General features: G+C 38.1%; 14 protein-coding genes. 6 read left to right on the top strand and 8 right to left on the bottom strand.

Going from position 1 to position 16,015, the window contains the following annotated elements:
• Positions 1–4: 4 nt before the first annotated feature.
• The 3 genes from minD to QUE46_RS19140 all read left to right on the top strand — a co-directional run bounded on the left by minD (position 5) and on the right by QUE46_RS19140 (position 3,078).
• Positions 5–814 carry a septum site-determining protein MinD gene (minD, locus tag QUE46_RS19150; protein WP_024031716.1) on the top strand — a complete coding sequence of 270 codons (810 nt, stop codon included), beginning with the start codon at positions 5–7 and terminating at the stop codon, positions 812–814.
• A 1-nt stretch (position 815) separates the two neighbouring features.
• The gene (minE, locus tag QUE46_RS19145; RefSeq protein ID WP_004586362.1) at positions 816–1,079 is read left to right on the top strand and encodes a cell division topological specificity factor MinE; all 264 of its coding nucleotides are present in this window, start codon (positions 816–818) and stop codon (positions 1,077–1,079) included.
• A 313-nt stretch (positions 1,080–1,392) separates the two neighbouring features.
• Positions 1,393–3,078 (top strand): RluA family pseudouridine synthase, encoded by a 1,686-nt coding sequence (locus QUE46_RS19140; protein WP_286248145.1) that lies wholly within the window; start codon positions 1,393–1,395, stop codon positions 3,076–3,078.
• Positions 3,079–3,210: 132 nt separating this feature from the next.
• Here the strand turns inward: QUE46_RS19140 and rnd are convergent, their stop codons facing one another.
• From rnd to QUE46_RS19125, 3 genes are all read right to left on the bottom strand, one after another.
• A complete protein-coding gene (rnd, locus tag QUE46_RS19135) occupies positions 3,211–4,341 on the bottom strand; it encodes a ribonuclease D (RefSeq protein WP_286248143.1) in 1,131 nt (376 codons plus the stop codon).
• A gap of 51 nt (positions 4,342–4,392) precedes the next feature.
• The gene (gene fadD, locus QUE46_RS19130) at positions 4,393–6,045 is read right to left on the bottom strand and encodes a long-chain-fatty-acid--CoA ligase FadD (protein ID WP_286248141.1); all 1,653 of its coding nucleotides are present in this window, start codon (positions 6,043–6,045) and stop codon (positions 4,393–4,395) included.
• A gap of 115 nt (positions 6,046–6,160) precedes the next feature.
• Positions 6,161–7,012, bottom strand: a complete 852-nt coding sequence (locus tag QUE46_RS19125; protein ID WP_286248138.1) for an alpha/beta hydrolase — start codon at positions 7,010–7,012, stop codon at positions 6,161–6,163.
• A 579-nt stretch (positions 7,013–7,591) separates the two neighbouring features.
• Between QUE46_RS19125 and QUE46_RS19120 the strand changes: the two genes are divergently transcribed.
• Positions 7,592–8,881 carry an alkaline phosphatase gene (locus tag QUE46_RS19120; protein ID WP_286248136.1) on the top strand — a complete coding sequence of 430 codons (1,290 nt, stop codon included), beginning with the start codon at positions 7,592–7,594 and terminating at the stop codon, positions 8,879–8,881.
• 64 nt (positions 8,882–8,945) lie between these two features.
• Here the strand turns inward: QUE46_RS19120 and QUE46_RS19115 are convergent, their stop codons facing one another.
• The 3 genes from QUE46_RS19115 to QUE46_RS19105 all read right to left on the bottom strand — a co-directional run bounded on the left by QUE46_RS19115 (position 8,946) and on the right by QUE46_RS19105 (position 11,973).
• Positions 8,946–9,275: a hypothetical protein gene (locus QUE46_RS19115; protein WP_286248134.1), complete on the bottom strand. Its 330-nt coding sequence runs from the start codon at positions 9,273–9,275 to the stop codon at positions 8,946–8,948.
• Positions 9,276–9,342: 67 nt separating this feature from the next.
• Entirely contained in the window at positions 9,343–10,047 is a 705-nt protein-coding gene (gene tsaB / locus QUE46_RS19110; RefSeq protein ID WP_286248132.1) for a tRNA (adenosine(37)-N6)-threonylcarbamoyltransferase complex dimerization subunit type 1 TsaB, read from the bottom strand.
• 9 nt (positions 10,048–10,056) lie between these two features.
• Positions 10,057–11,973, bottom strand: a complete 1,917-nt coding sequence (locus tag QUE46_RS19105; protein ID WP_286248131.1) for an ATP-dependent DNA helicase — start codon at positions 11,971–11,973, stop codon at positions 10,057–10,059.
• A 327-nt stretch (positions 11,974–12,300) separates the two neighbouring features.
• On the opposite strand from QUE46_RS19105, the gene QUE46_RS19100 reads away from it, so the two are divergent.
• Positions 12,301–13,584 carry a sodium:proton antiporter gene (locus QUE46_RS19100; protein WP_286248129.1) on the top strand — a complete coding sequence of 428 codons (1,284 nt, stop codon included), beginning with the start codon at positions 12,301–12,303 and terminating at the stop codon, positions 13,582–13,584.
• A gap of 161 nt (positions 13,585–13,745) precedes the next feature.
• Here the strand turns inward: QUE46_RS19100 and QUE46_RS19095 are convergent, their stop codons facing one another.
• Entirely contained in the window at positions 13,746–14,363 is a 618-nt protein-coding gene (locus QUE46_RS19095) for a transglutaminase-like domain-containing protein (RefSeq protein WP_286248127.1), read from the bottom strand.
• A 195-nt stretch (positions 14,364–14,558) separates the two neighbouring features.
• Between QUE46_RS19095 and QUE46_RS19090 the strand changes: the two genes are divergently transcribed.
• Positions 14,559–15,509 (top strand): GlxA family transcriptional regulator, encoded by a 951-nt coding sequence (locus QUE46_RS19090; RefSeq protein WP_286248126.1) that lies wholly within the window; start codon positions 14,559–14,561, stop codon positions 15,507–15,509.
• A 19-nt stretch (positions 15,510–15,528) separates the two neighbouring features.
• Here the strand turns inward: QUE46_RS19090 and QUE46_RS19085 are convergent, their stop codons facing one another.
• On the bottom strand, positions 15,529–15,777 hold the full coding sequence (locus QUE46_RS19085) for a hypothetical protein (protein WP_286248124.1): 249 nt from the start codon (positions 15,775–15,777) through the stop codon (positions 15,529–15,531).
• Between the last annotated feature and the right edge of the window lie 238 nt (positions 15,778–16,015).

The raw sequence follows: 16,015 nt of genomic DNA, 5'->3' as shown, positions 1-16,015 counted from the left end.
TCTCATGGCAAAAGTTATTGTCGTAACGTCAGGTAAAGGCGGTGTTGGTAAAACAACATCAAGTGCTGCAATAGGCACTGGTTTAGCTTTAAAAGGCTATAAAACAGTTATTATCGATTTTGATATTGGTTTACGGAATCTAGATTTAATTATGGGGTGTGAGCGCCGTGTAGTATACGATTTTGTAAACGTAATAAATGGCGAAGCCAACCTAAATCAAGCGCTTATTAAAGATAAACGCGTTGAAAAATTATTTTTACTACCCGCATCACAAACACGCGATAAAGATGCCCTGACTCGTGAAGGCGTTGAACGCGTATTAAACGAACTTAAAGAAGACTTTGACTACATTGTCTGTGATTCACCTGCAGGCATTGAAGCTGGCGCTATGATGGCTATGTACTTTGCTGATGAAGCAATCGTTACTACCAACCCAGAAGTGTCTTCAGTTAGAGATTCTGACAGAATTTTAGGTATTTTACACAGCAAGTCTAAACGTGCTGAAGAAGGCCTAGAAAATATTAAAGAACACCTTTTATTAACACGCTACAACCCTGAGCGAGTTGAAAAAGGTGAAATGTTATCGGTAGAAGATGTTAAAGATATTCTATCTATTCCTTTACTCGGTGTTATTCCTGAGTCGCAAGCGGTGTTAAGTGCCTCTAACTCAGGACAACCAGTAATACTTGATGGTGATTCAGATGCAGGGCAAGCGTACGCTGATGCAATCAATCGCTTACTCGGTGAAACAGTCGATTTTCGCTTCTTAGATGTTGAGAAAAAAGGCTTATTTAAACGGATTTTTGGAGGTTAATGTGTCTTTACTTGACTACTTCCGCTCAGAAAAGAAAAATAGCGCGTCATTAGCAAAAGAGCGATTGCAGATCATTGTCGCGCACGAGCGTTCGCAACGTGGAACACCGGATTACTTACCACAATTAAAACAAGACATATTAGATGTGATCCGTAAATACGTGAATGTAAACACGGATGCAGTGCAGGTACAGTTTGATCAAAACGAAGATGATTTAGCGGTACTTGAGCTCAACGTGACATTACCTGACGAAGAAAAAAAGTAGCACAATTAAAAGCGGCATTTTAGATGCCGCTTTTTGCTTTTATACCCATTAGATTAATCAAGTGATCTATTTTAAGGCTGGAAAAACGTGTTACTAGCTAGGCAAAAAATTCGCTATTTAGTTGTTCAAAATGCGATTTTTACGTAGTTAGCGACCCAATTAGCCCACAGATTGATTAAGTATTAGCGCAGTTGGGTATTAGGTCATTGAGTGTAGTAAAATAATCGAGTTAAGCCCAATGGTTGCTTTTAGTCTCTTATAAGCGGCAAGTATGTTAGTATGCGTGTAATGTTTTTTTGTACTTACTTTTGCCATGCTTAATTCCCCGCCCTGCTTTACATTATTTTCAAAACCAATAAATAGTATCCCCCTTCCAGATAAATTTACGTTTCCGTTTTACTACCAACCTCATCCGCTATCTGTTTTAGCTGCAACGCAATTACAGCAGCAACTTGAAACACATTTACCGTATAACGAAAATGACAGCAACAAAATAGCAGCGAATGATGGCAAAATGTTTGGTGTACTGGTTGTACAAAACCAGCAACAACAGCTTGGCTTTTTAGCGGCGTATTCTGGCCAACTTGAAAATTTAAATACCGATATAAAATGCGTGCCTAATGTATCTAAAATGGCATTGGAAGAGGTGAGTTATTTAAAAGAAAGTAAAATTATTAACGAAATAAATGCGCAAATACATGCCCTAGAAAATGCAAGCACATTGAATAAATTAACAGCGTCATTAAGTGCTGATAAATACGCGTTTGATCAACAGTTACAGGCTCAACAAAGCGTAATGCAAGCAAATAGAAAAGCACGTAGAAAGGCGCGCAGTGAACTTGCAATTGATAACAATCTAACAATAACGCCTGAGCAGCAAGCAAGCTTGAATGAACTGGCAAAACAAAGCATAGAAGATAAAAAACACTATCAAAGCATAAAAGATCACTGGCATGATAAAATAACTCTGCAACAGCAGGCGCTTAATACCCTACAGGACGAAATAAAACAGTTAAAAAAACGCCGTAAGATTTTATCTAAAAACTTACAAAAACACGTGTTTGCACAGTACCAATTTTTAAATGCAGAGCATGAAGTTAAAGATCTCAACGCCATATTTGCAGCATTGCCTGAGCATACACCGCCATCCGGTGCGGGAGATTGCGCGGCACCCAAGCTATTACAATACGCTTATCTTAATAATTTAAAGCCAGTGGCTATGGCTGAGTTTTGGTGGGGAAGCGCACCTAAGTCGGCAATACGTCAACATAAAAACTATTATCCTTCTTGCTACAGTAAGTGCCAACCTATTTTATCGCACATGTTAAAAGGCCTAAGCATAGAAGATAACCCGCTACTCGTTAACCCTGCTCAAGGTAAAACGCTGCCCATAGTCTACCAAGATGATGATATTGTTATTGTAAATAAGCCTAGCGAGTTTTTATCTGTACCAGGTGTCAATATTGAAGATTCTGTATATTTACGTATTCAAACGCAATTTCCGCACGCAACAGGCCCGTTAATTGTACACAGGCTCGATATGTCTACATCAGGCTTATTAGTGGTGGCGCTCAACAAACGCGCCCACAAAGCTTTACAAAAGCAATTTATTGCCCGCACCATTGATAAACGTTACATTGCGCTGGTTGATGGTATTGTGCCCGAAGACAGTGGCAAGATAGAGCTGCCATTGCGGCTTGATTTTGACGATAAACCACGCCAACTCGTGTGTTATAAAAACGGCAAACCTGCACTTACTACATGGCAAGTGCTTGAACGTAAAAACAATATTACACGCCTACAGCTCTACCCTAAAACAGGGCGCACTCACCAGTTAAGGGTACACTGCGCTCACCACTTAGGGCTGAACATGCCTATTATTGGCGACACACATTACGGTAAAAAGGCTAACCGATTACACCTACATGCTGAGTATTTGGCGCTAAATCACCCCATTACACATAAGCGTTTAACGTTTAGCGTAGCGCCCGATTTTTAACATAGCCTGCTAACTAAATAATACCAATTCGCATAAATAAGTGATCTATTTTGAGGATGGATAAATGTGTAGATAGCGACACGTTAGCCCTTGAAAATGATCAAATATTATTGCGTATTGGTATACTTAGGTTTAATTATCCCACTCTTTAAGTGCGTCTTTAACAAAACCGTAGCGCCAAGAATTAAGTAAATCAGGTTTAATATGATTTACCTTTTGCTCATCGGTAAGTTTCCAATTCCAACTAATAAGCTGATTAATTTGCTTTTTAGAGGCCATTACATCCTCTGGAATACCCTGCTCTTTTGCCACTTTCGTGATTTTTTGTTTAATATCTTTAGCTACTTTTTTATAAGCCGGAAAATCAATTAAACGTTTGAGCACAGGCGGATGCTCATCAACTGCAAGAGCTTTGGCCTTTTCAATACACTTTAGTATTTCGACCCCAGAGCGATTTACTTCCATCGACTCAACACCCGGAATTTGTCTCAGCGTATTTAAGCTTGAAGGCCCACGTTTAGCAATTTCCGTCATGTTGTGCTCTTTAAGCACAAAGTTAAGGGCTAAATTTTTACGAATAGCTTTGTTACGACGCCATACAGCTAATTCTTTTAATACTGCTAGCTCGTGCGGTTTTAATTGCCATGCGTTTTTTATATCTTTGTAAAGCAGCTCATCTGGGGTTTGAAAGGCGCGTTTATTTGCAATTAACTCGCTCTCATTTATTACAATATCAAATAACTCAGCTTTATTGATACGCTCAATTATTAGTTCAAAACAAGGCAGTAAATGGAACGTATCAGCGGCTGCGTAATCGAGCTGCTTTTTAGTTAATGGGCGCTGTAACCAATTAGTTCGCGATTCACTTTTGTCTATCTCTATGCCTAATAGCTCTTTTACCATTAGCGCAAAGCCCACACAGTTGCCTTCGCCTAAAAGCTGAAGAGCAAATTGTGTATCAAACAAGGGAGCAGGTACGAAGCCTGCATATTTTTGAAATACTTCAATATCTTCTGAAGGCGAATGCAACACTTTTAGTACTGCAGGATTTTTTAATATTTGCCAAAATTCAAATAACGAAAGTTCGGCAAGCGGGTCTATTAGAGCGAGATGCTCGCCATCATATACTTGAATAAGTGCAACTTCAGGGTACAAAGTACGGCGGCGCATAAACTCTGTGTCTATGGCTAAAATAGGCTTGTTTTTTATTTGCTCAACAAAGGTATTGAGTTGATTTTGTGTTTCGATCAATTGGTATTGCACTTAATCTCCTACAATAAAAAAGCCGGCTAATGCCGGCTTTTTTATAGTTTACTAATCTTTTAGGGCTCTTCTGAGAATTTTACCTACATTTGTTTTAGGTAACTCATCCTTAAACTCAACGAGTTTAGGCACCTTATAATTAGTTAAATTATCACGACAGTGATTTATTATATCTTTTTCAGTTAAAGAAGGGTCTTTTTTAACAACAAAAACTTTAACTTGTTCACCACTTACATCGTGCGGAACACCAATAGCCGCAACTTCTAGTACGCCATCGTGCATGGCAACCACTTCTTCTATTTCATTTGGGAACACATTAAAGCCCGATACAATGATCATGTCTTTTTTGCGGTCAACAATATAGAAGAAACCTTCATCGTCATACGTGGCAATATCGCCGGTAGCAAACCAGCCATCTTGTAAACATTCTGCGGTTGCATCTGGACGATTATAGTAACCTTGCATAACTTGTGGGCCTTTAACCCAAAGTTCGCCGGGTTCACCTTTTGCCGCTTCTTCACCGTTTTCAAGCATTAGCTTTATTTCGGTGTTTGGAGCAGGTAAACCAATAGAGCCATTGTAAGCTTCTAAATCGTAAGGGCTTACAGTTACAAGTGGCGCACACTCAGTTAATCCGTAACCTTCCATCAATTTAGAGCTAGTCACTGTTTGCCATTTTTCAGCTACAGGGCGTTGCACGGCCATGCCGCCACCTAATGACATTTTTAAATGACTAAAATCAAGCTCTGCAAACCCTGGTGTATTAAGTAGCCCGTTAAACAAAGTGTTTACACCGGTAATAGCAGTAAATTTATGCTGATTAAGCTCTTTTACAAATGCTGGCATGTCACGTGGGTTTGTAATTAATACATTCAAACCACCGTACTTCATAAACGTTAAGCAGTTAGCTGTTAACGCAAATATATGATAAAGCGGTAAAGCAGTAACAACTACTTCAGTACCTCGGTCTAAAACCTTATCTAAACAACCCGACACCTGCTCAAGGTTACCAACCATATTACCATGGCTAAGCATTGCACCTTTAGACACACCGGTAGTGCCACCTGTGTACTGTAAGAAAGCTAAGTCAGATAATTGCATTTCTGGACGTGCATACTTTGCAGGGTCACCTGCTAGCACATCCGAAAACTTAATTGTATTTGGCAGGTTGTAGCTAGGTACCATTTTTTTTACGTATTTAACTACAAAATTAACGATATGCTTTTTAAAACCACCCACCATGTCGCCCACTTGGGTAACAACAATGTGTTTTACATCGGTTTTTGCAAGTGCTTTTTCAAGTGTATCTGCAAAATTAGCCAATATAAAAATAGCCGACGCGTCAGAGTCTTTTAATTGATGCTCAAGCTCTCGTACTGTGTAAAGTGGATTTACGTTAACCACTACACAGCCCGCCCGCAAGATACCCAAAATAGCGATAGGCGTTTGTAATAAGTTAGGCATCATTACGGCAACTTTGTCACCTTTTTTAAGACCTAAATCATTTTGAATATACGAAGCAACACGTTGTGTAGCTGAATCTATTTCATTATACGATAATGTTTTACCCATATTCGTAAATGCAGGTAAATCTTTATAATCGGTAAAACTTTTTTCGAACACTTCGAGTAACGAGTTGTAATGCTCAGGATCGATTGTTTCAGGCATACCTTCTGGGTAGCGCTTAAGCCAGATTTTTTCCACTCTTAGCCCCTGTTTATAATTATATTTTTATTAACCTTAATCTAAGTAAGGCGCTTTAACAATTGAGCAAATACTCTAATACAGGAATAATCCCACATTTGGCGCTAATTTACAATTAACATGCACCATTTTGCAGCATAAAGGCTTGAATATGCTCAAAACATAACCCACTGCTTTGCATATGGCAATGATGCCCGCCATCTACATTAATTACCTTTAAGTTGTTGTAATAACTAATATACTTCTCCAAGTTTTGTTTTACAAACGAATAACCTTGGTTACCTAAAATTAATTGGCTTGGTGCAATTAATTGTTTTATTGCACCAATACATTGCGCTTCATCAAACCTAAAACCTGAGTGATTTTTAAGCTTAGGGTCTGTTGTTAACTCATACCCTAGTTCAGTTTGCTTAATATTACGACTCATCAACAAAGTGATCAGTTCGTTTTTTAAATCTGTTTTATTTGCACGCGCTTCGATAATAGCTGATTGCGATTTATAAACGCGCTTTTTTTTATTGTAGGCACGCTCTCTATTAAGTACCGCCCCTTTTAATTGCTCACATACCTCATTACTGGGGGTTGTAACACAGCCGATCCCTTCAATAAAGGTAACAGAATGTACATACTCACTAAAGCAACTAGCAAATAAACCAGCCACCATTGCGCCCATTGAATGGCCAACTAAATGTACCTTTTTTGCCCCTAAGCTCTTTATAAGTTGGTACACATCGTCAATATAATCAACAAAATAATATTGAGCGTCATGTGCACGCCAATCAGATAACCCATGCCCAGCAAAGTCAACACAATACCAAGTATGCTCAGGATTGGCCTTATCCAGCATAGGCGCAAAACTATTACAGTTATCTAGCCATCCATGTAAGGCTATAACTAGCTCATCGCCAGTGCCTTTTTGTAAGCCACGGAATGTTATATTTCTTGTTTTTATTTCAAATGGCTGCAACAGACACCTCTTTTAAACGTGCGACATTATTTATAACATACTAGTTGTCAGACCTCTAATACCAAAAGTTTTTATATTTTTTATATTTATAAAGACCACTTAAATTGTAAGGTTAACTTTTCAATGTAAATTATAAGAATAATTTCAATAACTTAAATTAACTAATGTTTCATTAATTAAAATAAAAATAACACAATGTGAGCAAATACTCTTTAGGTGCGTAATGTATACCACTATATTCATACACTATAATTAACATAAGCTAAAAAAATGGTTGTATTGTTTTAGTGACAATTAGCTCAATGAGTTTACTTACTTTGCTTTTTATTCTTACTCCATTTCATTATTATACAAGGGCGTATTGAACTTTGTAGATTGAAACGTGTTCAATCTACGGGCTGTTAAATCGTGATACGAAGTTTGTAACCTTGTGAGCTGAGTAAAAACTTGGCAAAAAACTTAATCACCTAAAGAATAATTTTTTGGCAGCGCATGTTTAGTATTTATGCTGCAAATTCAACACGCCTTAACCATATACAATTGCGGTGCTATTTAAATAGCACATTCATAGGGATAAAAATGAAAAACCAACTTAGCTTATTAGCACTTTTATGTGCATCAACTAGTGCTTATGCAGATGATGCACCTAAAAATGTAATTTATATGATTGGTGATGGGATGGGTCCTGCCTATACAACCGCTTATCGTTATTTTAAAGATGACCCAACCACCAAGCAGATTGAAACAACCGTATTTGATACTATTTTAACAGGTATGGCGCGTACTTATCCTGATGATCACACTTATGTTACCGACAGTGCTGCAGGTGCAACCGCATTGAGTAGCGGCCATAAAAGTTATAATGGTGCTATTGCAGTCGATGCAGACAAAAAACCCGTCAAAACCATGTTAGAAATAGCAAAAGAACGTGGTATGACAACGGCATTAGTGGCTACATCGCAAATAAACCATGCTACGCCTGCAAGTTTTGCTACACATAACGAATCACGTCGGAATTACGATGCGATTGCTAATGAGTACATAGATAACAAAATTGCTGGTAAACTACCTGTTGATTTAATGCTAGGTGGCGGTACACAGTATTTTATTAGAGAAGACCGTAACCTAGTTGATGAGTTTAAAGCAGCTGGATATCAATATAACGATGATATAAAAAACCTTGGTCAAATTACGCAATTACCGGCACTTGGTTTATACGCCCCAATTGGCCTACCTTTTGCGCTTGATGCTAATTCAAACCACTTAACGCAACTAACAGCTAAAGCATTTGATTTACTTGACGGCCAAAATAAAGACGGTTTTTTTGTAATGATTGAAGGCAGCCAAATTGATTGGTGTGGGCATGCTAACGACGTAGCCTGTGCCATGGCCGAAATGGATGACTTTGCACAATCGATTGAAAAAGCAAAAGCCTATATTGATAAAAACCCAGATACTTTATTAGTGGTTACCGCAGATCACTCAACTGGCGGATTAACCTTAGGTGCGCATGGCCAATATAAATGGGATACAGAGGTTATTAAAGGCGTTAAAGCAACAGCCGGTGAGCTGACAAAGCAATTACTCGCTGCCGATAACCTAGAGCCTATTTGGCGCGCCAGCACAGGTATTGAATATACACCAGCTAATAAGGTAAAACTTGAGCAAGCGAAAAAAATGGGCGAAACAGCGCTTAATTTAGCTATTAAAAGTATTATTAGTGATGCAAGCTTTACTGGTTGGACAACAGGCGGACACACCGCTGTAGATGTACAAGTGTTTGCCTACGGTAAAGGCAGTGAGCACTTTAACGGTGCACAAAATAATACAGATATTGCCGATAAACTAATTGGCTTTATTAAACAATAGCCGTTAGCTAACGTAAAAAGCCCGAACCTGTGTTCGGGCTTTTTATTTTTTACTATTACTTGGGCTAAGCGTATATATCAACGCCTATTAAATCTTGTACTTCAGCCCGGCGTTCTAAATTTGCAAATTCAGTATATGTTGAAATCGCTTTACTCACTGTTGGGCTTGGCTGATCGTATATAGTTTGGCTGTACTGCGTACTCTTTGTGTTTTGTGTAAAGTACTGATTAGCGAGGTTTAAGCCTTCCTCGCTGGTTTTTACATAATCTGTGTTAGTTTTTTGGCTGGTGTTATTTTGAACTAAAGCTTGAGGCTTAAGTGTGATTGCTTTAGCCGAGTTTACTCTACCAGGAATATCCCCAGTAAAAAAACCTGAACCAATTGGCAAAGTCATAGACAGCCCTCAAAATTTAACATATTAAAATTATGATTTAAAAACAGCCAATTTGCAACATCCTTACTTACTCGCGACCCGGTAGCTTTTTCCATGTTACTGTATCACGCACATATTTAGGTTGCGCATCGCTTGCTTTAACAACATTACCATTTAAAAAGGCATCATCAACGTGGTTAAGCATGTAACGTGCATCTGGTAATGTAATTTCAGTATTTATTTGTATATTACTAAAATTATTAAGTGCGTCTGGGTAAGTTTTAAAGCCTGTGCCTACTGCCACAGCCTGCTCATTATTTACAGATATAAAATCAGCAGTTAACAGCTCAGGTTTAATTACACATTCTTGATTCACTAGTTCCATTTTAGTGTTATTTAGCTGGTAATTGGCAAAGTATATTTCGCCCATACGCGCATCAATAGCTGGATATACGCAAGTACTGCCATTTTGTTCAAAAGCTTGCTGCGCCATAATAGCTAACGTTGATACACCCACTAGCGGTAAATTTGCCGAATACGCTAAACCTTGTGCTATAGCTACACTAATACGCACACCTGTAAAACTACCAGGGCCTTGGCCAAAGCCAATAACGTCTAAGTCTTTTAATTTACACTGTGCTTTATTAAGAAGCTCATCAACTAAAGGGAGTATTTTTTGACTATGTTGCTGTGGGCATTCTTCAAAATGATGAAATGTTTGGCCCTCAAAATGTAAAACTATAGATAACGCTTCTGTTGAGGCGTCTAGGGCAAGAATATTACTTTTAATCATTTTAGTACTCTAGTTAATGTGTTTTAAAAATGTGTTTGCATCTTCTAAGCTTCGCGTGCGGCGCATCGGCGGTAAGCTTTTTAAAAATACTTGGCCATATTGGCGCGTTACTAATCGGTTGTCGCAAATAACCAGCACGCCTTTATCTTTGTTATCTCGTATTAAACGTCCTACACCTTGTTTGAGCGCAATGACAGCCTGTGGCAACTGAATATGTGCAAACGGGTCTTTGCCTTGCATTTGGCAATCTTGCATTTTGGCTTGCAGCAATGGGTCATCCGGTGCTGCAAAAGGTAACTTGTCGATAATAACACAGCTTAGCGTACTACCACGTACATCAACACCTTCCCAAAACGAAGCAGTACCTAACAATACCGCATTACCATGGCGGGTAAATTTTTCGAGTATTATACGCTTAGACATTTGCCCTTGCATATAAACTGGGTAGTCCATTTGTGTGGTTAATCCCTCAGCCACTAAATGCATCATTCGGTAGCTGGTAAACAACACAAAGCAACGCCCTTTAGCTGATTTGATCAGTTCTAGGGTTAATTTTATAATTGCATGTGGCATGTTCTCGGCATGCGATTCAGGTAAATAGCGCGGTAAGCACAATAATGCCTGATTAGGATAATCAAAGGGGCTATCCACCATCATGCTTTGCACTGGGGTAATGCCTAAACTTGCGTTAAAGTGATCCAGCTTATTGTCAACCGATAGTGTAGCTGAGGTAAATACAAACCCTGCACCGGTATCTTTCATCATTTGGGCAAATTTAGCAGAAACATTAAGCGGTGTAATATTAACCGTTAAATAACGCCTTGTGGTTTCGTACCAATAGCTAAAGCCCGTTTGTGCGGTATCAAAAACACGCTCTAACTGACCTTTAAACGCTAATGTACGCTCAAACGGGTGCTCTATTTTATCACTACGCTCTAGGCATAGCTTTAATACTTGGTAGACAAAGTCTAAATCGCTGATCACCCGATGTAGCGCTGCGCAAATTAATTTATCACTGAGCTTTTCGCGCCAATCACCTCGGCTACCATCAACCCCAAATTGTAAACGTAAGTCGGCTACACTGGTTTCAAGCTTATTAAGGCTTTTTCCAAGCTGTAGCATATCGGGAATTTCTGCACGGTAAATAGCGCGTAAATCGTTAATTAAATCCACCAGCTTTTTGGTGCTTATGCTTTCACCAAAGTAGTCACTGGCAATTTCACTCAATTGGTGCGCTTCGTCAAAAATATAAGCGTCGGCAGTGGGCATAAGTTCGGCAAAACCGGAATCTTTTACTGCCATATCGGCAAAAAATAAATGATGATTTATAACCACTACATCCGCTTCGGCAGCATTTAACCGCGCTTTGCGTATATAACATGATTGAAAGTCTGGACACTCTTTGCCTAAGCAGTTATCAGCAGTTGAGTTTACATAGGGCAGTACTTTGGCATCTTCTTCAATACCAATACAATCAGCTAAATCCCCCGACTGTGTTTCACTGGCAAATTTTGCAACCATGGCAAGCTGATGCATTACATCGGGGTCATCTGTAGGTACATGGGCTACATGCTGGTTCAATCTGTAAGTACACAGGTAATTAGCACGCCCTTTTAACAATGCGGTTTTTTTAGATGCATTAAGTGCTTTTACTAGCTGAGGTAAATCACGGTGGTATAACTGCTCCTGCAAGGCCTTAGAGCCTGTTGAAATAATTGTTTTACCCTTAGATTTAAGGGCAGGCGCTAAATAGGCAAACGTTTTACCTGTACCAGTCCCCGCCTCAACCACTAACTGCGTGCTATTTTTTAATGCATCGTTAACGGCAACGGCCATATCAATTTGAGGTTGGCGAGGCGTGTATCCATCTAGAGATAACGCTAACGGCCCGGTTGCACTAAACAGCTGTTTGATAATACCAGTCACTTTACAAAAAATAATAGCGCGATTTTACGTAAGCCTGGCTATAAGGGCAAGCCCATTGGAATTAAAGGACACGCATATTTAAGGTAAGGCTAAAATTGAATAAAGTTTAATTTGATATTTAAAAATAAAGATTGCCCAGTCACCTTGTATTAATCTCTTTATTACAACCAGTAACACCAGCAAATTTGCATTAACTAACTGTCTTCTAAAGACATAAATTAAGTACTAAAAGCCCCATAAATACTGTGACACAGCCTAGTCACAGGAGTAATATACGCCGCGTTTAATTCTCTTTTTTCGTTCTTTAAAATAATTTAAGGTTAGCCAATGAATGCTTGGTATCTCATTTGTTTTCTCTCTGCCATTGCAATTTTTATTGCCTTTGCAAACCAGTATGTTCTCAAAATGCAAACAACTATCGCCATTACAACAGGCTCAGTTGTTATATCCTTGTTATTGATTATTTCGGTTAAATTATTAGGCGATAAAACAGCACTAGAAATCACCCAAGTTGTCGCAAGTATCAATTTTAATGAGTTACTTTTAAAAGGTATGTTGGGCTTTTTACTGTTTGCAGGCGCGCTGGAAATAAACCTACTTGCACTGCGCAAACAGCGATGGGAAATAACCGCACTGGTGCTGTTTTCTACTGTGATGTCTACTTTTTTAGTCGGCTATCTAAGCTTTTATATATTTACCGTGCTCGGCTGGCCTGTACCATTTATTTATTGTTTACTTTTTGGTGCATTAATAAGCCCTACCGATCCTATTGCTGTGCTCGCTATTATTAAACAATTACGCGCCCCTGAAGGTATTTCAGTTCAAGTAGAAGGTGAGTCTTTATTTAACGATGGTATTGGTTTAGTTATTTTTACAACACTTTTTTCTGTCGCGTTTTTTGGAACAGATGCAAACCCAAGTGACATAGCAGAGCTCTTTTTTGTTGATGCTATTGGCGGCATTGTGTTTGGTTTAGTTATGGCGTTAGTGGGTCACTTTTTAATTATTAACTGTAAAGATGTAAATATTCGTTTATTAATTACTTTAACAATTCCTACAGCGGGCTTTGCAGCTGCAAATATTTGGGAAATATCGGGCGCATTAGCCATGGTTACCAGCGGAATTATTTTGGGCAATATTACTCGCGCAAAAGCCACAGAACGTACAGGCCCCGAAAACACACGCTATATTAAAGACTTTTGGCACGCTACCGACAGCTTTTTAAATGCGTTATTGTTTTTAATCATAGGTATGCTGATTGTTACTATGCCAGTAACCTTAGCTGAAATTGGCTTAGGGCTAGTGATGATCCCTGCTATTTTAGTAGCACGCTTTATTAGTGTTGGCGCGCCTTTTGTCATATTTAAACGCTTTAGAAATTACGATAAACACAGCGTGAAAATTTTAACTTGGGGTGGTTTACGTGGTGGTTTAGCGCTTGCTATGGCTGCGGCAATTCCGCGCGATGAAGTTTTTATATCAGGCAGTGACCTACATGACTTAATTGTTATTGTGACTTATGTTGTGGTTATATTTTCAATAATAGTTCAAGGGTTGACTATATCTCCTCTTATACAAAGCAGTATTAAATCAGCTGATCAGACCCAATAGTTTTATTGATGATACCCGCAGTAATGTCACTGCGGGTTAACTGTATTTTGCTTATTATTATTTACTTTCATTTCACCAAACTCTTTTAAAGCAGAACAACACCAACCTAGGTTTTTAAAAAATTAACCACAGAGTAATGGCTATTAGTGTAAAAATTTTTATTAATTCACGGCAAAGTTGAGCTCTAAATGTGGGTAATAAAGCTGACAATTTTTATTAATAAACGCTGTTGGCATAGCAGCATATTGACCGTGATCTTTTAAGTATTCCATATGCTTTTTACCATCAGTAGTAAATTGATGAAATAAAGAGTGATTAACCCCATCAAACTCTAACGGCTTTATGTTAACTAAGTCACATAACTCCTTATTAAAGGCTGGGGTTGATTTTACCCAATTCCCTTCAATAAACTGCTCTACGTAAGCATGCATCGTAAACACCTCATTCTTTAGTAACTCATCTAATTTAGGGGTGCTTAAATGGTTACGAACATCAGCTAAGCCTAACCGTGCAGGGATATTACATGCTCGGCTTAATGTTATTTGTAGCGATGCCTTAGGGATGCAATACGCTGCTTTGTTATCTAAGCAATAATCGCTACTGAGTGACTTTGCTCCATCTAAAAGAGTAAAGGGATCATATTTAATCTGATCTCTTACAAGGTAATAAATTGAAATTGCCTTGGTGCGATCGTTTTCTCCTTTTACCTTTTGTAACCAGCTATTTATTTCGTAATGATTTTGATTAAAAAAAGCATCATTTTGTAAGTACTGCTGCAAACCTGCCCCCTAAAAAAATGTGTTTATTATTATCCCACGTAGTTTAGCTATAATTTAAAATAGTAAAAAGCACTTAAAAACAATAACTTTTAAATACATGAGTCTTTAAAGTATGATCCCATGTTACTTTTACAAATATTAAAATAATATGTCTGCACAGGTACTTTTAACAGTTCGATCGGGCCAAATGAAATTATGAAAAATATAGCAATTATTGCCTATGAAGACTGCTGGGCTGTGAGCGTGTTTTTAGCAAAAGACTTTTTTACTATTGTTTCCTTGCTCGAATCGCATTACTCATTACCCCAAAGTTATGAAGTAGAAATAATAACGACCGACGGTAGTGCAATAACTAGTTCAAGTAATTCACTTGTTATTGCCGATAATTCGCTTTCTGATAAAGCGTATGATTTAGTTATTATTCCGCCAATAGAGGGCTCAAAATTAAAAAATATGCCACTTGGCACTGACTTAATTATTAATTGGCTAAAACCAAAAATACACAGTAGTACGTCTATTCTTAGTTTAAGTACTGGCTCTTACTTTTTAGCAGCCACAGGTCAATTGAACAAAACGGTGATTGCGACTCACTGGAGCTTGGTTAAGCCGTTCAGTAAGTTATTTCCTGATTGCCAATTTATTAGCCATAAATCGTATTTAAAAACCGGAAACATCTATACAACAGGCTCCTTTGAGGCGGGTATCAGCGTACTTTTAGGAATTGTTGCTAAAGATAAAGGCGACCGTTTTTCTCAGCAGTGTGCTACCCATTTACTTATTTCTGATTCTAATAAGTTAAATCTTATTTTGCCTCAATTTAATAATCATAGAGATGAGAAGATTAACGAGATACAAGATTGGATTAATAACCATTCAAGCGGTTTAATCACTATAAGTGAGTTAGCAAAACAATTTAATTTTAGTGAACGCAATTTAAAAAGACGATTTTCGCAAGCAACAGGAATATCAATTAACAAATATGTACAAGAAGTCAGAATAGATAAAGCCAAAAAGCAATTATTAGCAACAGATAAAACCGTGAACGAAATATCGGTGGATGTGGGCTATGAAAACAGTAGTTTTTTTTCTCGTTTATTTAAAAAAAGCACAGGGCTAACGCCTGCAAAGTGGCGTAAGAATGATTAAGTATTATCGCAAATTGGTATTAAGCCCACGTATCTAAATGCTTGTTACCTTCATCATCTACGGTGATGGCTTTTTCATTAGCGGTGTTTGCGCTTTGGTTACTTTGAGCTGCTTCTAATCGTTTTTTATTTAGCGTTTGCTTTTTTTCATTTTCAAGCTTAATTTTTTGTGTTTGCGGCGTATTTTGCACACCTGCAATGTGAAAGGCCCCTTTTGGCTCGAGTTCGAGTCGTGAAATTTTCCCTAAAAAAGGGATCATTATATCCATACAATCCTCCTTAACGTTAATTTACCAAATTAGATAAAACGACCAATAAAGCCTACTTTGTCTACATTTTAAACATTAAAATAGCAAAAAGTGAGGTTTTGCTCTCAATATTATCGACCGTTATAAGATATGCTTTAATTAGGTAAAAAAAAACTTGCCTTAGCAAGGCGGTTTATGTTTTTATGAATGCGAAATTTATTGAAACAGATTAAAGCTTAACGCTCACTAAATAGCGCTA

The sequence above is a fragment of the Pseudoalteromonas sp. MM1 genome, from assembly GCF_030296835.1.
Classification (GTDB): domain Bacteria; phylum Pseudomonadota; class Gammaproteobacteria; order Enterobacterales; family Alteromonadaceae; genus Pseudoalteromonas.
Note: the sequence above shows the minus strand (reverse complement) of the source record. Positions and strands in the feature narration are given on the sequence as shown.